We start from the raw sequence: 20,654 nt of genomic DNA, 5'->3' as shown, positions 1-20,654 counted from the left end.
GATCTCCTGGCTGGCGAGCCGTCAATCACGCAGGGTGGCGTAAAAGGTACGAATATGGTCGGTTTCCCGGTATTGCTGGGAGGTTTCCGTGTTTTTCGCAGGGGCGGTTTCTGCTTCAGCCAGGGTGATGTGGCCGACGGTTGCAGCCGCACCGGCTGCTGCCGTGCCCATTCCGAGCGTTTTCAGGAAGCGGCGCCGCTCTGGGTTGCGTGTCTTGCGCATGGGTGTCTCCTCGATCAAGCAATGGCCGTTGATTGGCGTTGTTGTCGTTGTGTCATCACGATCCAATGTGATGGTGTCAAGGCTCGACGAGCCGAACCGTTTCATGATTCGCCTCATCCTCTAGGCGACCAAACTCCATATCGATAAACGTTCGTCCGAGACGACCGAGTCGCGAATAGAAGAGGGTGTCAACCGCTTCCAAATCCGCGAAACAGCGTGAGGCCCAAGGTGCCAGATGCTTCATGAAGAATGTCGCTTCGGCACTGGAATGGGCTTCGATCAACATGGCCATCACTTCGCATATCGCGGCCAGGTGATCTTCCGGATCCTGAGTGTCCTCGGAGCGTTCAAACCCCAACTGTTTAATATCGCGGCGCAGAGTAATCAGGGCTTCATCCATCAAGTCGCCGTTTCGATACCAGGAGGCATAAGGAATCACGTCACCCTCGATCACCCCCACCAGATGACGAAAATGGGCGCGCGTCAATGCGTCGGATGAGGCTTCACGAGCAGCGATGGCTAGCGACGACCAGCATGAGGTGAGTGCGCTGCCATCGTTCTCGACTTCCAAGGCGGACAACCAGTCGAGCAGTGGCTGGTCAGGAGCCTCTCGAAGCAGTCGTGACAGCAGTCGATAGATCTCGGCCCGAAGCGCTTGAGTCTCCTCGAGTTCGGCGTCATTCGGTAGCGTGGTGATCTCGCTCATCGTGGTCATACCTTGAGTTGCGATTCGGGGTCACGTGCCAGTTCTTGCCAGACATCCCGCACGCGGCAGTCTTCACACATTTCCAGTCGCGAAAGGGCGTCGCCGGCAAAATAGGGATGGTCGGCCAGCTTGGCCTTGATGTTGGCGATGGCGCTGGCCGAGGCGAAGGGCTTGCCACAGCGAATACACTCGAATGCTGCTTCCTCGTGGCATACATGCCGCTGCTCGCGGGTCTTGTCGGACAAAAATCCTGGGGCTAGAGAGATGGCATTCTCCGGACAGGCGGCAGCACAGAGTCCGCACTGGACACAGTCGGCTTCTCGAAAACTCAACTGTGGGCTGTCCAGTCCGGCTGCCAGCGCGGGGGTGGGACAGTTGGCGACGCAGGCCATGCAGAGTGTGCAAGCTGCAGTGTTCACTTCGATGTTGCCGTAAGCGGCACCAGCCGGCATCCGGTGGCGTTGCCCATCGAATCGGCCCAGTTCGACTAGTCGCGCGAGCACCTGATTCAGGCGTTCACGCTTTCCGGTGGTCTCGAAAGCCAAGGTGCCGGTTGTCAGCGGGGGAAACGTTGGCAAGGCGTCACGGGCTACGTTATCACCAGCGTCAATGCGCTTCACACGATCTCGGGAGTGGCCCAAAGCCTCGAGTAGGGTATGGGCCTGTGCGAGTTGGTCATCGATAAAGGCAACGAGGCGTTCGGGCATACGCCCGTGGTACTGAATCCGTACCTCGGCCGCGCCACCGGCCAAGGCAGCAAGCCACTGGTCATGGCCGGCGGCGCCGAGTTCCTCGAGAGGGATATCAAGGACATGACCGGCAGCATCCTCACCAGCCATATCCTCCGCTTCGCCAAAGCGTACCACCGGGGTTATGCCCCCGGCCTGTCGGTATGCATCCAGCCAAGCCAGTAGGGTCTCCTGCTGACGTTGGGTTTCCGGCATGCGGTATTGAATGGCGCCGGTAGGGCAACTGCTGGTGCAACTGCCAACACCGTGGCAACGGAAGGGATCGATCTCGACCCATGCTTCGATGCGTCCCTGATGGCTGGTGATGGCATCGGCAGGACACACATCCAGACAGCGCGTGCAGCCGATGTTACCGCTGTTGGAGTGAGCACAGAGGTCGTTGTTGATCTGAAAATAACGCGGCTTGTCGAATTCACCGACCAGGTTGGCGAACGCGTCAAGCGTCGCATCCCGATCACTGTCGTCCAGGCCGCTGGTTATGTAACCGGGGGGAGGTAGCTCAAGTGGTAGGACCGGTGTTTCACCGAGATCCAGAATCAGATCGAAATGGTCACGAGAGACCAGGGCTGTTGCCAGGTTCAGCGAGACACCATCCTGTAAAAGGCTGACCGAGAAACGGCCCAGATATCCTTCGATACGCAGTGCTTGGACTTGGCTGGGTGCCAGGGTATGGCTGTTCAGGTCGACGGTATCGGCCAGCAAGATGTCGATGGTTTCCTCGTCGAGTGAGTCGTGGGACTCGCTGACAGGAGCGGTAAACAATAGGGTCACGGATGACAGACCCTTGTTTCGGAGCGAGCGAGCGGCAAATCGGGCGTCACGTTCATTGCCCACAATCAGGGCATGGCCGTCACTGACATAACTCACACTGGCAGGTGTGAGGTTGACTGGCCAGGATACCCGATGATGCGCGTGCTCTCTTGCTTGCCGGTTGCGAGAGTCATCCACCGGCATCAGGGTGATTCGCTGATTCATGAAGTCTCACGGTCGATGGTCGTTTCGTTATTGTTAAGTTTTACTAATGTTTCAGTGTTGGTCGGTTTGTGATTTTTTGCCAACACATCATTCGTCTAATGTTTGGTCGTGGAGTGCGACTCGCTATCATGGGGAGCCGTAATCGTCAGGTCGGGGGTCTCTTCAGGAGTGTCTCCATCATTGGCGGACTTTGCTGCCGCTGCCTGTTCGTTGGTCGCCTTTGCCTCGTGATTGGTCTCAGCCGTTTCGCTGGATGTCTCATCGAGTTTGTCAGTCCACTTCCTTAACCGCTGTGCGACTTCGCTGGCCAAGGGCTTGAGGCGCTGCTGGTAGTCATCGTCGTAGTCGTCGAGGCCATCCCGGATGCCATAGCGCTCCGCGGCAAACAGGCGGCGTAAGGCGCGTTTGCGCAGGCCGGCACTGACTCCTGGCACCATGAAGGCTTTGATGTCACTGCCGGGGGGCAGGGTGTCTGGGTCGGGCAACGTATCGTCCAGGCTGCCGGGCTCGAGATCGGAAGGCTCGGTATCTTCTTGAGTTGCTGGCTTGATATCGGCTTGGTCACGGATCGGCGTGACTGGCTCCTCGGCTTGCTCTGTGTACTCCGATTCGTTGTCAGCGTCTTTTGCACCAAGCTTGCGCTGCGACCAACGGGACAGTCGGTTCATGCGATGTTCTCCCGGGCACGCCCAGGCCCATTGCGTTTCTTTTTGCGACCCTCGTCGGGGGCTTCGCCGTGGCGAGCAAGGTATGCCTCCAGCCAGGCCTGGATCGCCAATGGCATGTCGATTTCCAATACTTGTTGTTCCCCATCCAGCCAACTGGCAGCGACGTCCTGGCTGGCAGTAATGGCCGACGGTCGTGGTATGTCGTCAGCCACTCCGCAACGAATGAATAGCCGCGGGGTATCCGCCATCAGGTTGAAACGGTATGCGGCTCGTTCGGTAAGGTAGAGCTGCAGTGTCAAAGCCCAAAGGCCCTTGTCGCCGGGTTGCAGGTCTTTGATTTTCCAGTGGGTGGTGGTAAACCCTTTTACTTGCCGGGATTCGCTCGCCAAGTCGAAACTCAATACTCGAGTGCTGCTAGTGGCTGTCATGATTCTCGCTCTCGTACTATCCACTCTTGAGTAAAGACACTGGGTGTCGAGAATGCCATCATTAACTATCAACGCTTTGCTACGGAGCCAGCGGATGACTGAGATTAGCTTGAGTCGAGCGCGACTACCCGCGACCTTGGAGATCGATGTCATTGACGAATACGGTGAGCATCGCTGCCAAGCGATCGCAGCGGAGCGTGCCTTGACCGTGTACCTGAACAAGCGTGAGATCGTCACACTGATGACGCTCGGCGCCGATCCCGAGGCGTTAGTGGTGGGCTATCTGCGTAATCAGGGGTTGCTGGGGGGCCTGGAAGATCTACAGGCCGTGCATGTGGATTGGGAGGTAGAAGCGGCTGCCGTGGTGGCTCGCCATCTACCCGAGGATCTGGAGGAACGCCTGGGGCAGCGCACTGTCACCACCGGTTGCGGCCAAGGCACAGTGTTTGGTCGGTTACTCGATTCCACTGCCCTCAAACCATTACCTCGAACCATACTGTCGCAGTCGGTGCTTTATCGTTTGCTACAAAATCTCGGTGCCTATAACGAAACCTACCGGAGTGCTGGGGCCGTACATGGCTGTGCACTGTGCCGGCAAGAAGAAGTGTTGGATTTCATCGAGGACGTGGGGCGGCATAACGCCGTGGATACCCTGGCAGGCCGCCAGTGGCTCGACGAGGTACCTAGCACTGGGGCGGATATTTTCTATACCACCGGCCGATTGACATCGGAAATGGTACTCAAAGTGGCGCAGATGGGTATCAGTGTATTGGTGTCGCGCTCGGGGGTGACGCAGAAGGGGGCAGAACTGGCCGAGCGTTTTGGCGTGTTGTTGATCGCACGAGCCAAGGGGAAGCATTTTCAAGCCATTCATGCCAGCGATCGTCTGATATTGGATGCGGTGCCGGCCAAACGCCCAGGCGATGTTTCGGGCCGTCGCTCAGCGGGCTGACCGATCGCTACGGGTATCAGGTCAGTTCATGTTCGATGGCATATTTTGCCAGCCCTGTAGGCGTGTGGATATCCAGTTTGCGCTTGATGTTTTGGCGATGTGTTTCCACTGTACGGGGGCTGATACCCAAATTTCGGCCAATCGCCTTGGTATTCTTGCCTTGCGCTAGCAATGTCAATACGGCTTCTTCGCGAGGTGTAAGAAGCCGGGACTCGTTTTGATGCCGACTATATCCATCCAGCAGGGTTTGAGATACGCCTGAACTGTAATAGCTGTTGCCTTGGTGGACACTGATGATGGCGCCAATCATTTCTTGGGAGGAGACATCCTTGAGGATGTAGCCACTGGCGCCACTTTGCATGACACTCATGATGTATTCCTGATTGTCATGCATGCTGAGAATCAGTACACGCATCTCGGGAAAGAGATCGTGGAACTGGCGGGTTGCCTCCAGCCCGCCCATGACTGGCATACTGATATCCATCAAGACGACGTCGGGCCGCAGATGTGCTGCTAGAGACAGTGCCTGCTCACCGTTATTGGCTTCTCCGACGACTTGAATACAGTTCTCATGTTCCAGTCGGGCGCGAATGCCATCCAGCACCAGTGGATGATCATCCACGAGGAGAACGCTTATCGGCTGATTCGTGCTCATGTTTATTGTCCTTGTCATGTGCTGCTCGGATTGATGACTATCAGCAGGGGGGGCCTCAAACGTGAACGGGGATCGGAAACAGAGCTTTCAGCTTCGTTCCATGCTCTGGTTCTGAATGGATGGTGAAGTCCCCACCGAGGAACTCCACCCGTTCCCGCATGTTTCTCAAGCCAATGCCACGTTGATACAGCGCTTCCTTGATCAGGAATCCCTTGCCATTGTCCTGGATCGTCAGCTGGAATGAATGGTTGCTCCAACTGGTATTCAAGCGGACATGGCTAGCTTCGCTATGTCGTTCGATGTTGGTCAGCGCTTCCTGCACGATGCGGTATAGTGTGGTTTCAATCTGGTCTGGCAAGCGATGTCGGTAGGGTGGTGTATGCTGCTCCAGGTGAATGCCGGTGCGTTCGACGAACTCTCCCAGCAAGCTATCCAATGCGGCCATTAGTCCTAGGTCGTCGAGGATACTGGGACGCAAGTCACGCGAGATGCGGCGCACTTCGTGAATGGCTTCATTCAGTACCTGTGCTCCCTTGTGGAGGTCTTGCTTGGCACTATGATCGCTCAGTCGCATTTTCTCGATGCTCAACTCGATACGATATTTCACCGACACCATGAGTTGATTGATGCCGTCGTGAAGTTCTCGAGAAATCCGCCGTTTTTCATCTTCCTGGAACAGTACTGTTTGCTGAGATAACTCTTTTAGTTTGCCATCCGCCAATCGATGTTCATGTACGTTGATAACGACTCCTACCATTACGATAAATGCCGTGGCTACGGTGATAATTGCCATTACTGTAAGGAATGTGTTGCGGACATTTCTGTTGACTTGAGCCTTGATATTGTTTATTTCATTGACGACATCGTCAATATAAATGCCTGTGCCTAACATCCAATCCCAATCTGGCAATATGACTGCGTAACTCAACTTGTCCACGACTTTGCCTAACGAGGGCTTATTCCACATATAACGGTAATGCCCACCGCCGTTGATAGCGACTTCCAGTAGGTTTCGGATGACATAGTTGCCATTGATGTCTTGCAGGTCATAAAGTGCTTGCCCAACCAACTCAGGTTGTTTGGGGTGTACCAGATTGGTCCCTTCCAGATCGTAAACGAAGAAATAACCATCTTCTCCGTAAGTCAAGCTATTCAGGATGGCTTTCACCAACTCTCTTGCAGCAGGGTCATTGGGATCGGCGTTACGGTACACCGGTTCAATGGAGGTCAATGCCAAACTGACGTAGTGCTTGAGTTCAGTGCGCTTGGCTTCCAGTAAATTGCGCTCGAACGTGAGGATTTCTTCCTTTCCCAGCTGGCGGGCCTGATTGACGGTCATCAGTGTGATCAACGATGTCACCACCAGTAAGGGCAACACAGCGAGCAGAAGAATCTTCGTTCTGAGGGACATGGATGATGACGACATAGTGTATTGGTCAGCAAGAAGGGAGTGTGTCCGTTTCGCTTTGGCTTTCCCTATGACGTGGCATTGTAAGCGAATTTATTGCTGGACAACCTTCTTTGCGACCAAGGTCGTATCAGTACGTAGTTTTACGGATAAGGCTAAGTGATTCTCCGTAGGTCATCTGCGTAGTCATACGAATATTTCCTGCTGGTGACTTCCATTACAGTGGCTCTGGGTATTGGAAGATAGCCATATGATTTCAATAACGATAAATGCTTTGAGGTTTCCTATCATGATGAAAAAACGCCAGTTCCTGAAAAGGTTCGGGGTGGGCAGCTTGTTTGCCACTCTCGTGACTCTTAGTGTATCCGCTCCTTCTCTTGCAGACAGTGATCAAACCTATCGCTGGTCACTGCTGACCTCCTGGCCGAAGAATTTCCCCGGGTTGGGTGTTGCACCAGAGAACTTTGCCAAGATGGTCGATGACATGTCCGGTGGTCGGCTCAAGATCCGCGTATTTGGAGCTGGAGAGGTGGTGCCAGGCTTTGAAGTATTCGATGCGATCTCCAATGGCACGGCCGAAATGGGGCATAGCGGTTCCTATTACTGGAAAGGCAAGCTTCCCGCAGCGCAGTTCTTCGCTGCTATCCCTTTCGGGATGACTGCATCTGAAACCAATGGCTGGTTGCAATATGGCGGGGGAATGGCGTTGTGGGAGGAGTTGTATCGGCCTCATGGTGTGGTACCGCTGGCAGCAGGCTCCACTGGCACTCAGATGGGGGGATGGTTCAACAAGGAGATCAATTCCATCGAAGACCTTGAAGGTCTGAAGATGCGTATTCCGGGCTTGGGTGGAGAAGTGCTCAGCCGTGCCGGTGGTGTTCCGGTATCGTTGCCAGGCGGCGAGATTTTCACCGCGCTTCAGACTGGTGCTATCGATGCCGTCGAGTGGGTCGGTCCATACAATGACCGTGCATTCGGCCTGAACACCGCAGCTCAGTATTACTACTATCCAGGCTGGCACGAGCCCGGCAGCATGTTTGAATTCATTGTCAATGAAGAGGCTTTCCAAACGCTGCCGGAAGATCTGCAGGCGATCGTGCGACAAGCAGCCAAGACTGCCAGTTATGACATGCTGGTGGAATATGATGCGCGCAATATCGAAGCCTTGAATCAATTGCAGGAATCTGGTGTCGAGTTGCGTCGATTCCCGGAAGATCTGCTCCAGAAGCTACAGGGCTATGCAGATGAAGTGGTGCAAGAGTTGGCTGAGCAAGATCCAATGGCTACCCGGATATATGAATCATACCGAGCCTACCAGCAGGGGGCGGCAGCTTATAACCACGTAGCGGAACAGGCTTATATCGAGACACGGGGGCAATAGGCAATTGGGTAGATAAATGGCTTCGTGTGGGGAGTTTTGATTGCGGAATCAGCGCATCAGGCATGCTCCCCACATCCCGATTACTCCTAGTATTTCTCGTTATCATTCAAATAGGCCTGCGAATGCTACAGCAACTATGCGAAACCATTGATGGCTTCACCGAAGTCGTCGGCCGTGCCACTGCTTGGCTGCTGCCGGTGATGATGGCGCTGATGTTCCTGGTGGTGGTATTGCGCTATCTGTTCAACACCGGTTCCATTGCCTTGCAGGAAAGCGTGATGTATCTGCATGCCATCCTGTTCATGACAGCTTCTGCTTTTACTCTGAAACATGACGGGCATGTGCGAGTGGATATTTTCTATCGGACGTTGTCACCGCGCGGTCGGGCAGTGATCAACCTGCTCGGTACGCTATTCCTCCTGCTGCCGGTCTGTCTTTTCACCGGATGGTTCTGCTTCGGTTACGTCGCCAAATCCTGGGCGCTCATGGAAGCATCACCGGAATCAGGTGGCCTGCCATTGGTATACCTGCTCAAGAGTTTGATGCTGGTACTGGTCGTTACCATGACCCTACAGGGGATTGCGGAATTGGCTCGCAACTTGATGATTCTCGTCGGTCGATACCCAACCCTTGTTGCAAAGGAGGGCGCTAGCCTTGGTTGAACTCATCCCTTTGTTCATGTTCGGCGCGGTATGCCTGGTGTTGTTGTTCGGCTATCCAGTGGCGTATTCCTTGGCGGGTACCGCCTTGCTGTTCGCAGGCATCGGTATTGTCACCGACACTTTCGCTTCAGCCTTCCTGCATGCCTTGCCAAGCCGCATATACGGCATCCTCACCAATCAGACGTTAATGGCGGTTCCCCTGTTCGTGCTGATGGGTACGCTGTTGGAAAAATCCAAGGTCGCCGAGAACCTGCTCAACAGCATGGCACTTTTGTTTGGCCGCCTGCGTGGAGGCTTGGGAATCTCGGTGACACTGGTTGGCATGTTGTTGGCCGCTAGTACCGGTATCGTGGGGGCCACCGTGGTCACCATGGGCTTGTTATCATTGCCCACCATGCTGAAGCGTGGTTATAGCCCGAGTTTGGCTACCGGCTCCATTTGTGCCACCGGTACCTTGGGCCAGATCATCCCGCCTTCCATTGCGTTGGTATTGTTGGGGGACGTGCTCTCCAGTGCCTATCAGCAAGCCCAGATCAACATGGGCCTCTTCTCACCGGAAACCGTCTCGGTAGGCGATCTGTTCGTGGGTGCGTTGATCCCTGGCTTGCTGCTGGTGCTGTGCTATGTGGTCTATATCTGTTTGGTGGCGTGGCTCAAGCCCACCTCGGCTCCAGCCTTGACGGCCAATGATCTCGAGGTCGAATCAGAGCGTAGGGTTTCATTCATTGGTAGCCTCGTGCCGCCGCTATTGCTGATCCTGGCCGTGCTGGGCTCCATTCTTGCCGGTATTGCCACTCCCACCGAGGCGGCCGGTGTTGGCGCGATGGGAGCTTTGCTGCTGGCACTGTCACAGAAGCAGTTGAGTAAAGAGAAGCTCCGCGAAGTCGTCATCTCAACTACCCAGATCACGTGCATGGTGTTTCTGATCCTGATCGGGGCTGCTTTGTTCTCGTTGGTATTTCGTGGCTTTGGCGGTGATGACCTGGTGCATGGTGTGTTCGAAGATATGCCTGGTGGCGTGTGGGGAGCCACTTTGATCGTTATGCTGGTGATCTTCTTCCTGGGCTTTATCCTCGACTTCATCGAGATCACTTTCGTGGTGGTGCCCATCGTGGCGCCAGTGTTGCTTACCTTGGGTTTGGATCCGGTATGGTTGGGCATCATGATCGCCATTAACCTGCAGACTTCTTTTCTCACCCCGCCCTTTGGTTTCTCGCTGTTTTATCTACGCGGTGTTGCACCGGAGAGTGTGAAAACCGTCGAAATCTATAAAGGAGTGACTCCTTTTATTCTGATCCAGTTGTGTATGCTGTTCGTGCTTGCTCTATGGCCCGGACTGATCACTTGGTTGCCTGGACTGTTATCCAGATAAGAAAACTTATGACCAAGTCGGCCGGCAAAATGCCGGCCGACTTGGTCTTTGGTATCACTGCAGGTACTGACAATACGCTCCAGGCTCAATCAGGCTGCATCCCCCGTGTGCATACCGAAAGCACCACGGCATCTTCTTCGCTAATCGAGACCAGGGCATGGCCCATGTCACTGTCGAAGTAGATGCTGTCGCCACGCACGAGATTCAGAGGTTCGTAGAATTCGGTGTAGAGCATGATCTCGCCATCGAGCACGATCAAGAACTCTTCACCGTCATGGCGTACCCATTCGCTGAACTCTTCGAAGTGGCGAGCCCTGACGATAGTCTTGAACGGGATCATGCGTTTCTGGGCCAGTTGCCAAGAGAGCAGTTCGTGCTCGTAGGTCGGGGTAGGATGCAATTGCCCTTCGCCGACCCGTGTGAGATCGCGACGGCCGAGCGTGCGAGCTTGAGTCTTGGGTGGACTGAGAAGCTGGGGCAGGTCGATACCCAAGCCACCGATCAACTTCTGAACGGCACTGAAAGTTGGTGAGATCTGGTCATTCTCGATTTTTGACAACGTGGAGCGGGCCAGACCAGTGCGTTGGCTGACGTCTTCCAGCGTCCACTGGTTGGCGAGCCGGATCTCCTTGAGGCGCTCTCCCAGCCGCAGCGGCTCGACGAAGGCCTTGCGACCGGAGGCGATGCGCAGGGCGGCATCCTGATCGGTGGTGGCGGACATGGGCGATTCACTATTGGAAACATTATTTCCTGATAGCCTATCACAAATCATACCCGACGAGTGGCCGGGCACGTAGCCCGAATACTCAACCACGACACCTCGCCAAGTATCGTGGTCCGTCAAGCGGTGTTGCACATCGAGTGAGGGTTTCCGGAGGCAGGGAAACAACAACCTCAATGCGAATAGGGCAAGCCCAGCAAGGCCGTAACGTGGGCCTCGACACTGCGCCCGAGGGCGTCGAGGTCATATCCACCTTCAAGCACCGATACCAGGCGGTTATCGGCGTACAGAGCGGCGATGTCCATGGCCAGTTGTGTGACCCAATAGTAATCCTCTTCTTTCAAGCACAACTCGGCCAATGGATCGTTGTAATGGGCATCGAAACCTGCCGACACTAGTACCAAGTCAGGTTTGAAGGCATGCAGGGCAGGTAGCCAGTCGTCCTCGATGGCGCGTCTGAACTCGTCGCTGCCGGTACCGGCTGCCAGCGGCGTGTTGATGATGTTATGCCATTCGCTTCTGAGGTAGCGCCACGGATAGAAGGGGAATTGGAAGCTCGAACAGACCAAGACGTTCGGATTCCCTTTGAAGATGTCCACGGTACCGTTGCCTTGGTGAACATCGAAGTCAAGGATGGCGACCCGTTCAGCCCCGTAGTGGGCTCGCGCATGGGCGGCGCCTACGGCGACGTTGTTGAAGAAGCAAAAGCCCATGGCGTCGGTGGTTTCGGCATGGTGGCCCGGTGGCCGCACTGCGCAGAAGACATTGTCGGCCTGTTGGCGAAAGACCTGATCGACCCCACGAACTGCGGCACCGGCAGCCAGATAGGCAGCTGTTAGACTGTCGGGGTTCATCAACGTGTCGCCGTCGAGAGCGACAAGGCCATGTTTCGGGACACATTTAGCCAATGCTTGGATGTGTCGTGCAGGATGCACCCGGGCAATTTGCTCATCGGTGGCGGCCTTGGCTTCCGACTGCATGGTCTGCTGCAGAATACCGGTCAGTGCCAGGCGCGCTCGGATCGCCTCGAGCCGTTGGGGGCTCTCAGGGTGTTCAGGCCCCATGTGGTGACAATGGTAATGGGGGTGTGTGATATAGGAGGTGATCATGGTGGACTCCAGCCGAGATAGAGCGACCATAATTGGCGATACCCCTTGCACGACAGTGTCAATAAGTCGTACACAGAGGCAGACCATCCTGAAGAGGGAGGAAGACTTGGGCACACGATTCCTGCGCCACTTCTTCGAGCCACGTAGTCTGGCAGTGATAGGCGCATCCGAGAAACCCCATTCGATGGGGGGATTGGTCATCCGCAACCTTCAGGAAGCTGGATTCCCAGGGCCGGTATGGGCGGTCAATCCCAAAGGATATAAAGATGTTTTCGGAAGACCTTGTGTCAAGCATGTACGTGACTTGCCTGAAGTCCCCGATCTCGCAGTGATTTGCTCTCCGGTCGACACGGTACCCAGGTTGATCGAGCAGTTGGGGCGCTTCGGTGTCAAGGCCACCATGGTGCTTGCTGGCGGCTCGCATCTTGATGATCGTGGCCGCGATGGAGGTTCGATTCGTGAGCGCATGCTCAGGGCCGCGCGCCGTTCTGGCATCCGGGTTCTGGGGCCAGAATGTCTGGGAGTGGTCGTACCGGGCCGGAAGTTGAATGCCACCTATGCTAGCCAGCCAATCCGGCCTGGACGCGTTGCCTATTTGGGGCAATCGGGAATGCTGGGCAATGCCATGATCGATTGGGCAGCAGGTCGCGGCATTGGTTTCTCGCATTTGGTCACCCTTGGCGACAGTGTCGATGTGTTGTTGCCTGACCTGATCGATTACATCAATCAGTATGCGCCGTCTCAAGCGATCCTGCTGCATCTGGAATATATCCGCGATGCTCAGCATTTCATGACAGCCTTGCGCGAGGCTTCGCGTCACCGGTTGGTGCTGGCGATCAAAAGTGGGCGCACACCGCAATCGGAGTTGTCTGGCGTACCTCCGACCCCTGGCATTGACAATCGCGATGTCATCTTCGATGCCGCCTTGGCCCGAGCCGGGGTCGTGCGTGTCGATGATTCAGACGAGCTTTTCGACGCGCTGGAGACCCTGTCACGCATGAAGCCTCTACGTGGAGACCGGCTGGCGATCGTTTCCAATGGGTTGGGGCCGGCCATGCTCGCCATCGACAAGCTCATCAGCTCAGGGGGACGACTGGCCGAGTTCGATGGTGCAACTTGCCAGGCGCTGCGCGAGGGAGACTTCGACATGACCCTGCCGGGACGCAATCCGGTTGATTTGGGTGGAAATGCCTCGCCGGAAAAGATGGTCAATGCCTTGGAGATAGTGGCTTCCGATGCCAATGTGGATGCGGTATTGGTGGTGCATGCACCGACTCGGCTGGCGCCTTCCAAGATCACGGCTGAGGCCATCGTGGCCAATCGCAAGCGCTTCAGGCGCAACCTGCTGACCAGTTGGATGGGGTTGGAAGAGGCGCTATCGGCACGTCACGAAAGCAACTTGGCGGGGATTCCGACCTACGTATCACCGGAGAAGGCCGTCAAGGCCTTCATGCACATGGTCGACTATCAACGTGTGCAAGCGCTATTGCAGGAGACACCGCCGAGCTTGCCGTTCACCGCGACGCCAGAGATTCGTGCGCGTTGCAGGACATTGATCGAGCAGGCCAAGGAGCAAGGGCGTGAATGTCTCACGCACTCGGAGACGGCTCAAGTTCTAGAAGCCTACGGGATTCCCGTGGCGCCCAGCCGGTATTGCTCCACACCGGAAGAGGGCGCCCAGGCGGCGACCGACTTCAATGAATCCATGGCTCTGAAAGTCGTGCATGAGCACAATTGCGTGCCGTATCGTTATCGACGCCATCCGCACAAGCTCTCTGCCGGCCTGCTGCAAGACCTGGAAACGCACGAACAGGTAGCCGAAGGCATGCGTCGCTTGGAAGCGAAGGTGTGCGAGAAATTTCCCGATATCACCATTCGTGAGTACTGTCTCCAGCCCATGCAGCGTGGCAAGCACTCCATGCAGCTTTGCGCCGGAGTAACACGTGACGCCGTTTTCGGTCCGGTGATCGTATTCGGTATCGGCGGTTACAAGGTGAATGTGCTCGCCGATCGGCATGTGGCCTTGCCGCCTCTGAACATGACACTGGCCGATGACCTGGTGTCGCGTACACACGCGGCCAAGCTGATACGCGAACACTCGCGAGACCCTCAGTGCGACATTCAGCGTCTCTGCCAGATTTTGATCAAATTATCGCAGATGGCATCGGATCTGCCGGAGATGAAAGGGCTAGAGCTCAATCCTTTGTTGCTCAACCGCGATGGATTGATGGCGGTGGATTTTGCCATGGACCTGGGCATGCCGGCCCGCTATGCGATCATGCCGTACCCCGAGGAATTACGTGAGTGGGTGATACTCGACAACGGCATGCAGGTAGAGGTGCGTCCGATTCGTGCAGAGGATGCTCCTCTGATCACCAGTTTCCATACCCAGCTTTCCGAAGAAAGCATTCGTTTTCGCTATTTCCATCACAAGGCCGATCTGACCAAACGCGACTTGTCGTTGCTTGCCCATATCAACTATGACCGGCAGATGGCATTCATTGCCGAGCATCACCGGGACGACGATAGCAAGGAAATGTTGGGCGTGGTGAGGGTATGGAACGATCCGGACAACATACGTACCGAGTTCTCGGTGATCATCCGCGATGATCTTCATGGCCAAGGACTTGGAAGTTTGCTGATGAACAAGATGATCCGTTACTGCAAGAGCGTGGGAACGCTGGAGATGTTCGGCAAGATCATGGTCGATAACCACCCCATGCGCGCCTTGATGAAGCATCTGGGCTTTCGCATGCATTACAACATGGAAGAACAGGTGGTGGATGCCAGTCTGCGTCTGAATGAGCCGCAAAGCGAGTGGCAGCGGCATCGTCTGGAAAGCCAGCCGGATTGACCCATGGTTGGAGACATGAACGCCCGGCTTGAATGAGCTGTCCCCAACTATTGGACGGTTCAGAAGCCGGGCGTCTTGATGCAAGAAGCCGCTTAGGGGGCGAGACGAAACTTGGCCCAATCCCCTTCGCGTAGTTCGTAGCGAATGCGATCGTGCAGTCGGTTGGGTTGGCCTTGCCAAAATTCGATCATCTCCGGTACTACTCGGTATCCTCCCCAATGTGCAGGGCGAGTGATCTCCTGGCCTTCGTAGAGTTGCTCGAAACGTCTCTTGCGCTCCTCGATCCAACTGCGATCAGGAATCTCCACGCTCTGCGTGGCAATCCAGGTACTAAGCTGGCTGCCACGTGGGCGGCTGGCGAAATAACGATCGGACTCGTCATCGGAAATCAGCTCCACACTCCCTTCGACCCTGACCTGGCGATCGAGCGATGGCCACCAAAACACTAGGGCAGCATAGGGAACGTTGGCCAGCTCACTGCCCTTGTGACTCTGGTAGTTGCTATAGAACACCAATCCACCCTGGTCGACGCCCTTGAGCAAGACGATGCGTGCATGAGGAAGCCCTTGACTGTCGACAGTGGCAAGGGTCATGGCATTGCCATCATCTCCCTCTGACTCCAGTGCTAGGGTCAACCATTCATCGAACAGCGTCATCGGCGTATCTGGAGTGGTGGACTCATCCAGGCTGCCCCCTTCATAGTCGCGCCGAATCTTGGCAATATCACGTGTCATGGCGATCTCCCTGGGTTTTTTCTACATCTTCGCCGTTGATGACGTCGGGCTCAACACCCGATCAGATGTCCAGTTACGTTACCGACGTTGCTGGCGGCTGCGGAAGCGGGCATAACACATGCTGCCGACGAACAGGGTCAACGACGCCAGAATTTCGAGCATACCCAGCAAGGTTTGTCCTGGCAGGGTGGTGATCATCACGCCTTGCATGAAGTACAGCAGACTGACGAAAGCTAGCCAGGCGTGTCCGCGTGGGCGCTGAGCCAGGATCGAAGGCAGAAACAGGATCAGCGGGAGCACTCGAAGTACAAAAGGAGCTATGCTGCTTTCCTCTACTCCATGTAGTCTCAGCCCACCGTAACTCAATAGCACGAGTAGGGCGACATAGCTCCCTAACACGACCTGGCGTGACCGTTGAGACAAGATATCCAGTCCATGACGCTCTTCCAGGCGTTCGAATAATTGGCGCATCAGAGGCCCCCATGCAGTGTCTTTAGGGCCAGCGCCAATCTGGCCACCCGTCGGCCTTGGGCGAAAGCCAGCTGACGTTCATCATCATCCAGTGGACGGTCGCTTCTCGATCCAGCCAGGTGGCTGGCGCCATAGGGAGTGCCGCCACTTTGGGTCGTGAAGAGGGTGGTTTCGCTGTAAGGCAAACCCGCATAAACCATGCCATGGTGCAGTAAGGGCATCAGCATGCTCAGCAGTGTGCTCTCTTGGCCGCCATGTAGGCTGGCCGTTGAAGTAAAAGCGGTTGCCGGGCGGTCGACTAGGCTGCCGTTCATCCATAATTCACTGGTGCCATCGAGGAAGTGCTTGAGCGGGGCAGCCATGTTGCCGAAGCGAGTTGGGCTTCCTAATGCTAGCCCGGAGCAATGGCGTAGATCGTCCAGGCTGGCATAAATCGCTCCTTCTGCAGGAATCTCTGGCGCCACTGCTTCGCAGGTTGGGGATACAGCGGGAACGGTACGTAGACGCGCATCGATTCCAGATAGGGACTCGACACCAGCGGCCACCTGTTCAGCCATGGCGCGAGTGGCACCATAGCGGGAATAGTAGAGGATCAGGACATAGGGAAGATCAGCGGTCATGGAGACTCCAGTAGAAGGAGGCGCGACATCAGTCGGAGAGCAGTGGCAAGACCGCCTCGGGCGGGCGACCAACGATTGCACGATCGCCACGATCAAGGATAGGACGCTGCATCAGTTTAGGATGCTCAGCGATAGCGGCCAGTACCCCTTGAGTGTCATCACTGGACACGCTTAGAGTTTTCCACTCGGCTTCGGAAGTCCTCAGCAGTTGGGGAAGTCCGCCGTCGAGCCGCTGAAGTAAGGCTTCCAGTGCCGGTACATCAAGGGGGGTATCGAGATAGCGATGCACTTGGAATTCGATATTTTGAGCTTCTAGCAGAGCTAGTGCTTGACGTGATTTGGAACAGCGCGGGTTGTGGTAGAGCGTCAAACTGGCCATGGCGTTTTGGTTTACCGTGAAATCAACAGATTAGCGTATTGTAGGGGCCCCGGCGGCAAGTTCACAACCGATGCTATCATTTATACCGTTATCTATTTTGTTGCCTGATGAGTATATTCAAAGCCGCCGATAAGCCCATACCTGTTGACCGTTCGACAATGTCTCTCGGGTGCGTTCATATCGGATGCCCAGACGTTCGTAACGATCCAGTCTTGCTAGCTCCTTGGCGCTGACGCGTAGCAACAGACCTTCGACTTTCCCTTTCGGCGCGGTAGCAAGATCTAGTGCTTTACGTCGATAACCCTCGAGGGTGGCGGGTTCAGGATTTCCTGTACGGCCATATACCAGCCAACGAACAAGGGGATAGCGCAACGTACCGTACACGAAAACCTGATGTTCGCCGCTCTTGATCGTTGGTAAGCCTTCGGGGGGGTGATAAGTGAAGGGACTTAGCAGCGTTAGCCACAGATAGCCGAACACCGCGAGGGTAGTGCCTGTAGTACCGAGCAGCAGGTATCGCAGGTAGATCAACGGCCATCTCCGGAACGTTCAAAGTATCGCGCCAATGATGTCACGATTTTGACGCTTTCTCCCAGCCACGGTATGCACTGTAATGACTAACGAACTCAAGGGTCCCTGAAGATGCCCTGTTGATTTTGATATTATTGGTGCCGAATAGCGATCCGGGAGGGCTGCACATGTCTCAGGGCGATGTGGATTTTCAGGACCTGATGGGCAAGGTCACCCCTCTATCCCGGGGAAAGAACAAGGCCGACCTGTCACGACAACGTCGTGATACACCTTCCGAGGCACAGTTGGTACGCCGTGAGAGCGCGATGGCCAGCGATGAGGATAGCAACTTCCTGTCTGACGATTTCGTCGATCTGGTAGTTCCCCATGATCCTTTCGAGTATCGTCGCGACGGCATTCAAACCGGCGTATTGGAGCGTCTCAGACATGGCGGCTATGCACCGGAAGCACGCTTGCATCTTCTTAAACGCCCCCTGGCCGAGTGTCGGCGCGAGCTATTCTCCTTCATTCGAGAGGCACATGAGCATGAGTTGCGCTGTGTGCTGATCGTGCATGGGCGAGGGCGGGAGATCGATAGCCCACCTAATGTGTTGCGTTCTTATCTGGCCAAGTGGTTGTGTCAATTCGAGGAAGTCCAGGCTTATGTGTCAGCTCAACCGGCACACGGCGGGCTGGGGGCCACGTATGTGATGCTCAGGAAATCCGAACGGGCGCGGGCACGTAATCGGGAGCGACAGCAGAAACGGCGGGGGTGATACCCGGCACGAGGCCGGGTAGGTATCGGAGGGTTCTGACGACTTGGAGTCAGGTACGTCGCTCTTCGCGAAGGCGACGTTCGAAGAGCGCTTCCTTGACATCCACGCCTGGCTGGTAACTGACACTGAAGGCTCCCAAGGCGCGTAAAGCGTCGTCGAGATGCTGGTCCTCACGTAACGCCAGCGCATCGAAGCCGCAGCGACTCATATAATAGAGTTGGTCGACCAACACATCGCCGATGGCACGGATTTCCTCTTGATAGCCGTAACGCTCGCGAAGTAGGCGAGCCAAGGTGTAACCACGTCCGTCGGTGAAGCTTGGGAAGTCGATGGCGATCAGCGGAGCATCGCCCAGCCGTTTGACGAGGTCGCTCGTCAACTCGGTGTCACTCGACAACCAAGGCGCCAGTTGACTATCGGTGCTGTTATCGAGCCATAGAGCAAGTGGCACGATGACCGGCCGTGCTTGAGGCAGGGCATCGTCGACACGAGACAGCGCCCAAGTGTTCTTTTCAGGTTGTCCCAGCTTGATCAAGGTCTGGGCATGCTCGAGTTGACTGTCAGGCATAGACCCGCTCCTTGAAGGGTTTCAAGCCGATCCGTCGATAGGTATCGAGGAAACGTTCGTCATCATGGCGCTGCTCGACATAGACGTTGAGCACCTTGTCGATCACATCGGGGATATCCTCGCGATAGAAGGATGGGCCCAGGATCTTGCCCAACGATGCATCGTCGGTGGCATTGCCACCCAGCGAGACCTGGTAGTATTCCTCACCTTTCTTGTCGACGCCAAGAATACCGATGTGGCCTACGTGGTGGTGTCCGCAAGCATTCATACAACCGGAAATGTTCAGGTCCAACGGGCCGAGATCATAGAGAAAGTCGAGACTCTCGAAGCGCTCCTGCAATGCTTGAGCGATAGGGATCGATACCGCATTGGCCAGGCTGCAATAATCGCCCCCTGGACAGCAGATGATATCGTTAAGCGTACCGACCGTGGGATTGGCCATACCCAATGCATCGAGTTCCTGCCACAAGGACTCGAGTTGGTCGACAGGAACATCGGAAAGCACCAGGTTCTGCTCATGGGTGACACGAACTTCGCCGAAGCTATAGTGGTCGGCAAGATTGGCAACGGCTTCCATCTGGTCGGCAGTGACGTCACCAGGCGCATGTTCACGACGCTTGAGTGACAGCGTTACCGCCTTGTAGCCAGCTACCTTGTGCGCAGTGACATTGTTGGTCACAAAGCGTGCAAAGGCGCGGTTATCCGCTCTCAAGCGCTCGAAATCGGCGATAGCTTGCTCGGGCACGGGGCGACGTTCGGGTTCGGGGAAATGGGCGCGAGCAGCATCCACGGCAGCTTGGGTCAGTGTCTGCGGACCATCCTTGAGATGCGTCCACTCGGCCTCGACTCGGCGCCGATATTCCTCGATACCAAGCGCCTTGACCAGAATCTTGATACGCGCCTTGAATTTGTTGTCGCGGCGGCCGAACTGGTTATAGACCCGGACACAGGCTTCCAGATAGGTCAGCAGGTGCTGCCATGGCAGATCCTCGCATACCACGTCACCGATCATCGGTGTGCGCCCCAGGCCGCCTCCGGCCAAAACCTTGACCTTGAGTTCGCCGTTATCGTCACGCCATAGCCGCAAACCGATATCGTGTACCTGAATGGCGGCACGATCTTCCTTGGCGCCAGTCACCGCAATCTTGAACTTGCGTGGCAGAAAGGCAAACTCTGGATGTAGCGTCGACCATTGACGGATCAACTCGCACCAAGGGCGCGGATCCTCGATCTCATCTTCGGCGATGCCGGCGAACTGATCGCTGGTGGTATTACGGATACAGTTGCCACTGGTCTGGATGGCATGCATCTGCACCTTGGCAAGTTCACCGAGAATATCGGGGATATCCTCCAACGCCGGCCAGTTCAATTGCAGGTTCTGGCGAGTGCTGAAGTGGCCGTAACCCCGGTCATAACGGCGTGTGATTGCGGCCAGTGCCCGCAATTGCCGGCTCGATAGCATGCCGTAGGGAATGGCGATACGCAGCATAGGCGCATGCTTCTGAATATAGAGACCATTCTGGAGGCGCAGCGGTCGGAATTCGTCTTCTCCCAGGCGCCCGGCCAGATAGCGTTCCATCTGGTCGCGAAACTGGGCAACGCGTTCGTCGACAAGCGTCTGGTCGTAGGTGTCGTACCGATACATTCAGGCGTGTCCTGCTAGTCAGGGCGGATGAAGGAATAGGCCGAGATAGGACCATACTCCTCTCTGTTTATTCTATGAAAGAATAAATG

General features: G+C 55.8%; 22 protein-coding genes. 6 read left to right on the top strand and 16 right to left on the bottom strand.

The features are described from left to right. Positions 1-21: 21 nt before the first annotated feature. The 5 genes from L861_RS03540 to L861_RS03520 all read right to left on the bottom strand — a co-directional run bounded on the left by L861_RS03540 (position 22) and on the right by L861_RS03520 (position 3,748). Entirely contained in the window at positions 22-327 is a 306-nt protein-coding gene (locus tag L861_RS03540) for a twin-arginine translocation signal domain-containing protein (RefSeq protein WP_236617039.1), read from the bottom strand. Next, positions 299-928 carry a TorD/DmsD family molecular chaperone gene (locus L861_RS03535; RefSeq protein WP_027947459.1) on the bottom strand — a complete coding sequence of 210 codons (630 nt, stop codon included), beginning with the start codon at positions 926-928 and terminating at the stop codon, positions 299-301. The genes L861_RS03540 and L861_RS03535 overlap by 29 nt, the downstream gene beginning before the upstream one ends. 5 nt (positions 929-933) lie before the next feature. Then, positions 934-2,652: a 4Fe-4S dicluster domain-containing protein gene (locus L861_RS03530; protein ID WP_016415184.1), complete on the bottom strand. Its 1,719-nt coding sequence runs from the start codon at positions 2,650-2,652 to the stop codon at positions 934-936. A 95-nt stretch (positions 2,653-2,747) separates the two neighbouring features. Beyond that, positions 2,748-3,320, bottom strand: a complete 573-nt coding sequence (locus tag L861_RS03525) for a DUF3306 domain-containing protein (RefSeq protein WP_016415183.1) — start codon at positions 3,318-3,320, stop codon at positions 2,748-2,750. Next, positions 3,317-3,748, bottom strand: coding sequence for a DUF3305 domain-containing protein (locus tag L861_RS03520; RefSeq protein WP_016415182.1), 432 nt, complete (start codon positions 3,746-3,748; stop codon positions 3,317-3,319). The genes L861_RS03525 and L861_RS03520 overlap by 4 nt, the downstream gene beginning before the upstream one ends. 94 nt (positions 3,749-3,842) lie before the next feature. On the opposite strand from L861_RS03520, the gene L861_RS03515 reads away from it, so the two are divergent. Next, positions 3,843-4,700, top strand: coding sequence for a formate dehydrogenase accessory sulfurtransferase FdhD (locus tag L861_RS03515; protein WP_016415181.1), 858 nt, complete (start codon positions 3,843-3,845; stop codon positions 4,698-4,700). Positions 4,701-4,716: 16 nt separating this feature from the next. On the opposite strand, the gene L861_RS03510 is transcribed toward L861_RS03515, so the two are convergent. Further along, positions 4,717-5,355, bottom strand: coding sequence for a response regulator (locus L861_RS03510; protein WP_016415180.1), 639 nt, complete (start codon positions 5,353-5,355; stop codon positions 4,717-4,719). Positions 5,356-5,410: 55 nt separating this feature from the next. Then, positions 5,411-6,715 (bottom strand): cache domain-containing protein, encoded by a 1,305-nt coding sequence (locus L861_RS03505; protein WP_236617076.1) that lies wholly within the window; start codon positions 6,713-6,715, stop codon positions 5,411-5,413. A 340-nt stretch (positions 6,716-7,055) separates the two neighbouring features. Here L861_RS03505 and L861_RS03500 point away from each other — a divergent pair, with 340 nt between their 5' ends. The 3 genes from L861_RS03500 to L861_RS03490 all read left to right on the top strand — a co-directional run bounded on the left by L861_RS03500 (position 7,056) and on the right by L861_RS03490 (position 10,178). Then, positions 7,056-8,144 carry a TRAP transporter substrate-binding protein gene (locus tag L861_RS03500; RefSeq protein WP_027947461.1) on the top strand — a complete coding sequence of 363 codons (1,089 nt, stop codon included), beginning with the start codon at positions 7,056-7,058 and terminating at the stop codon, positions 8,142-8,144. A gap of 122 nt (positions 8,145-8,266) precedes the next feature. Further along, a complete protein-coding gene (locus L861_RS03495; protein ID WP_016415177.1) occupies positions 8,267-8,806 on the top strand; it encodes a TRAP transporter small permease subunit in 540 nt (179 codons plus the stop codon). Next, positions 8,799-10,178, top strand: a complete 1,380-nt coding sequence (locus L861_RS03490) for a TRAP transporter large permease (RefSeq protein WP_016415176.1) — start codon at positions 8,799-8,801, stop codon at positions 10,176-10,178. Before L861_RS03495 ends, L861_RS03490 begins: the two co-directional genes overlap by 8 nt. Before the next feature lie 85 nt (positions 10,179-10,263). Here L861_RS03490 and L861_RS03485 read toward each other — a convergent pair whose 3' ends face one another. Together L861_RS03485 and L861_RS03480 are read right to left on the bottom strand one after the other, a co-directional pair. After that, the gene (locus L861_RS03485; protein ID WP_016415175.1) at positions 10,264-10,899 is read right to left on the bottom strand and encodes a helix-turn-helix domain-containing protein; all 636 of its coding nucleotides are present in this window, start codon (positions 10,897-10,899) and stop codon (positions 10,264-10,266) included. 173 nt (positions 10,900-11,072) lie between these two features. Next, positions 11,073-12,008, bottom strand: a complete 936-nt coding sequence (locus L861_RS03480; protein WP_016415174.1) for a histone deacetylase family protein — start codon at positions 12,006-12,008, stop codon at positions 11,073-11,075. A 106-nt stretch (positions 12,009-12,114) separates the two neighbouring features. Here L861_RS03480 and L861_RS03475 point away from each other — a divergent pair, with 106 nt between their 5' ends. After that, on the top strand, positions 12,115-14,862 hold the full coding sequence (locus tag L861_RS03475; protein WP_016415173.1) for a bifunctional acetate--CoA ligase family protein/GNAT family N-acetyltransferase: 2,748 nt from the start codon (positions 12,115-12,117) through the stop codon (positions 14,860-14,862). Positions 14,863-14,954: 92 nt separating this feature from the next. On the opposite strand, the gene pdxH is transcribed toward L861_RS03475, so the two are convergent. From pdxH to L861_RS03450, 5 genes are all read right to left on the bottom strand, one after another. After that, positions 14,955-15,596 (bottom strand): pyridoxamine 5'-phosphate oxidase, encoded by a 642-nt coding sequence (gene pdxH / locus L861_RS03470; protein WP_016415172.1) that lies wholly within the window; start codon positions 15,594-15,596, stop codon positions 14,955-14,957. A 78-nt stretch (positions 15,597-15,674) separates the two neighbouring features. Continuing rightward, positions 15,675-16,067 (bottom strand): DUF2069 domain-containing protein, encoded by a 393-nt coding sequence (locus L861_RS03465; RefSeq protein ID WP_016415171.1) that lies wholly within the window; start codon positions 16,065-16,067, stop codon positions 15,675-15,677. Further along, positions 16,067-16,687 (bottom strand): NAD(P)H:quinone oxidoreductase, encoded by a 621-nt coding sequence (gene wrbA / locus L861_RS03460; RefSeq protein ID WP_016415170.1) that lies wholly within the window; start codon positions 16,685-16,687, stop codon positions 16,067-16,069. Before wrbA ends, L861_RS03465 begins: the two co-directional genes overlap by 1 nt. 28 nt (positions 16,688-16,715) lie before the next feature. Further along, complete coding sequence (gene arsC / locus L861_RS03455; RefSeq protein ID WP_016415169.1) at positions 16,716-17,066, bottom strand: arsenate reductase (glutaredoxin); 351 nt, start codon at positions 17,064-17,066, stop codon at positions 16,716-16,718. Between the two features lie 117 nt (positions 17,067-17,183). Further along, the gene (locus L861_RS03450) at positions 17,184-17,597 is read right to left on the bottom strand and encodes a gamma-glutamylcyclotransferase family protein (protein ID WP_016415168.1); all 414 of its coding nucleotides are present in this window, start codon (positions 17,595-17,597) and stop codon (positions 17,184-17,186) included. Positions 17,598-17,764: 167 nt separating this feature from the next. Between L861_RS03450 and smrA the strand changes: the two genes are divergently transcribed. Beyond that, positions 17,765-18,352 (top strand): DNA endonuclease SmrA, encoded by a 588-nt coding sequence (smrA, locus tag L861_RS03445; protein WP_016415167.1) that lies wholly within the window; start codon positions 17,765-17,767, stop codon positions 18,350-18,352. A gap of 49 nt (positions 18,353-18,401) precedes the next feature. On the opposite strand, the gene L861_RS03440 is transcribed toward smrA, so the two are convergent. Together L861_RS03440 and L861_RS03435 are read right to left on the bottom strand one after the other, a co-directional pair. Continuing rightward, the gene (locus tag L861_RS03440) at positions 18,402-18,920 is read right to left on the bottom strand and encodes a DUF934 domain-containing protein (protein WP_016415166.1); all 519 of its coding nucleotides are present in this window, start codon (positions 18,918-18,920) and stop codon (positions 18,402-18,404) included. Beyond that, positions 18,913-20,565, bottom strand: coding sequence for a nitrite/sulfite reductase (locus L861_RS03435; protein WP_016415165.1), 1,653 nt, complete (start codon positions 20,563-20,565; stop codon positions 18,913-18,915). The genes L861_RS03440 and L861_RS03435 overlap by 8 nt, the downstream gene beginning before the upstream one ends. Positions 20,566-20,654 lie beyond the last annotated feature (89 nt).

Origin of the sequence: Litchfieldella anticariensis FP35 = DSM 16096 (genome assembly GCF_000409775.1) — a bacterium.
Lineage (GTDB): Bacteria > Pseudomonadota > Gammaproteobacteria > Pseudomonadales > Halomonadaceae > Litchfieldella > Litchfieldella anticariensis.
The sequence above is the reverse complement of the archived record's forward strand: the minus strand, read 5'-3'. Positions and strand labels throughout refer to the sequence as shown.

Excerpts from the sequence above, each read along its gene's own strand:
- L861_RS03540 (WP_236617039.1), bottom strand. The coding sequence starts at position 327 with ATGAAACGGTTCGGCTCGTCGAGCCTTGACACCATCACATTGGATCGT.
- L861_RS03535 (WP_027947459.1), bottom strand. The coding sequence starts at position 928 with ATGAGCGAGATCACCACGCTACCGAATGACGCCGAACTCGAGGAGACT.
- L861_RS03530 (WP_016415184.1), bottom strand. The coding sequence starts at position 2,652 with ATGAATCAGCGAATCACCCTGATGCCGGTGGATGACTCTCGCAACCGG.
- L861_RS03525 (WP_016415183.1), bottom strand. The coding sequence starts at position 3,320 with ATGAACCGACTGTCCCGTTGGTCGCAGCGCAAGCTTGGTGCAAAAGAC.
- L861_RS03520 (WP_016415182.1), bottom strand. The coding sequence starts at position 3,748 with ATGACAGCCACTAGCAGCACTCGAGTATTGAGTTTCGACTTGGCGAGC.
- L861_RS03515 (WP_016415181.1), top strand. The coding sequence starts at position 3,843 with ATGACTGAGATTAGCTTGAGTCGAGCGCGACTACCCGCGACCTTGGAG.
- L861_RS03510 (WP_016415180.1), bottom strand. The coding sequence starts at position 5,355 with ATGAGCACGAATCAGCCGATAAGCGTTCTCCTCGTGGATGATCATCCA.
- L861_RS03500 (WP_027947461.1), top strand. The coding sequence starts at position 7,056 with ATGAAAAAACGCCAGTTCCTGAAAAGGTTCGGGGTGGGCAGCTTGTTT.
- L861_RS03495 (WP_016415177.1), top strand. The coding sequence starts at position 8,267 with ATGCTACAGCAACTATGCGAAACCATTGATGGCTTCACCGAAGTCGTC.
- L861_RS03485 (WP_016415175.1), bottom strand. The coding sequence starts at position 10,899 with ATGTCCGCCACCACCGATCAGGATGCCGCCCTGCGCATCGCCTCCGGT.
- L861_RS03480 (WP_016415174.1), bottom strand. The coding sequence starts at position 12,008 with ATGATCACCTCCTATATCACACACCCCCATTACCATTGTCACCACATG.
- pdxH (WP_016415172.1), bottom strand. The coding sequence starts at position 15,596 with ATGACACGTGATATTGCCAAGATTCGGCGCGACTATGAAGGGGGCAGC.
- L861_RS03465 (WP_016415171.1), bottom strand. The coding sequence starts at position 16,067 with ATGCGCCAATTATTCGAACGCCTGGAAGAGCGTCATGGACTGGATATC.
- wrbA (WP_016415170.1), bottom strand. The coding sequence starts at position 16,687 with ATGACCGCTGATCTTCCCTATGTCCTGATCCTCTACTATTCCCGCTAT.
- arsC (WP_016415169.1), bottom strand. The coding sequence starts at position 17,066 with ATGGCCAGTTTGACGCTCTACCACAACCCGCGCTGTTCCAAATCACGT.
- smrA (WP_016415167.1), top strand. The coding sequence starts at position 17,765 with ATGTCTCAGGGCGATGTGGATTTTCAGGACCTGATGGGCAAGGTCACC.
- L861_RS03440 (WP_016415166.1), bottom strand. The coding sequence starts at position 18,920 with ATGCCTGACAGTCAACTCGAGCATGCCCAGACCTTGATCAAGCTGGGA.
- L861_RS03435 (WP_016415165.1), bottom strand. The coding sequence starts at position 20,565 with ATGTATCGGTACGACACCTACGACCAGACGCTTGTCGACGAACGCGTT.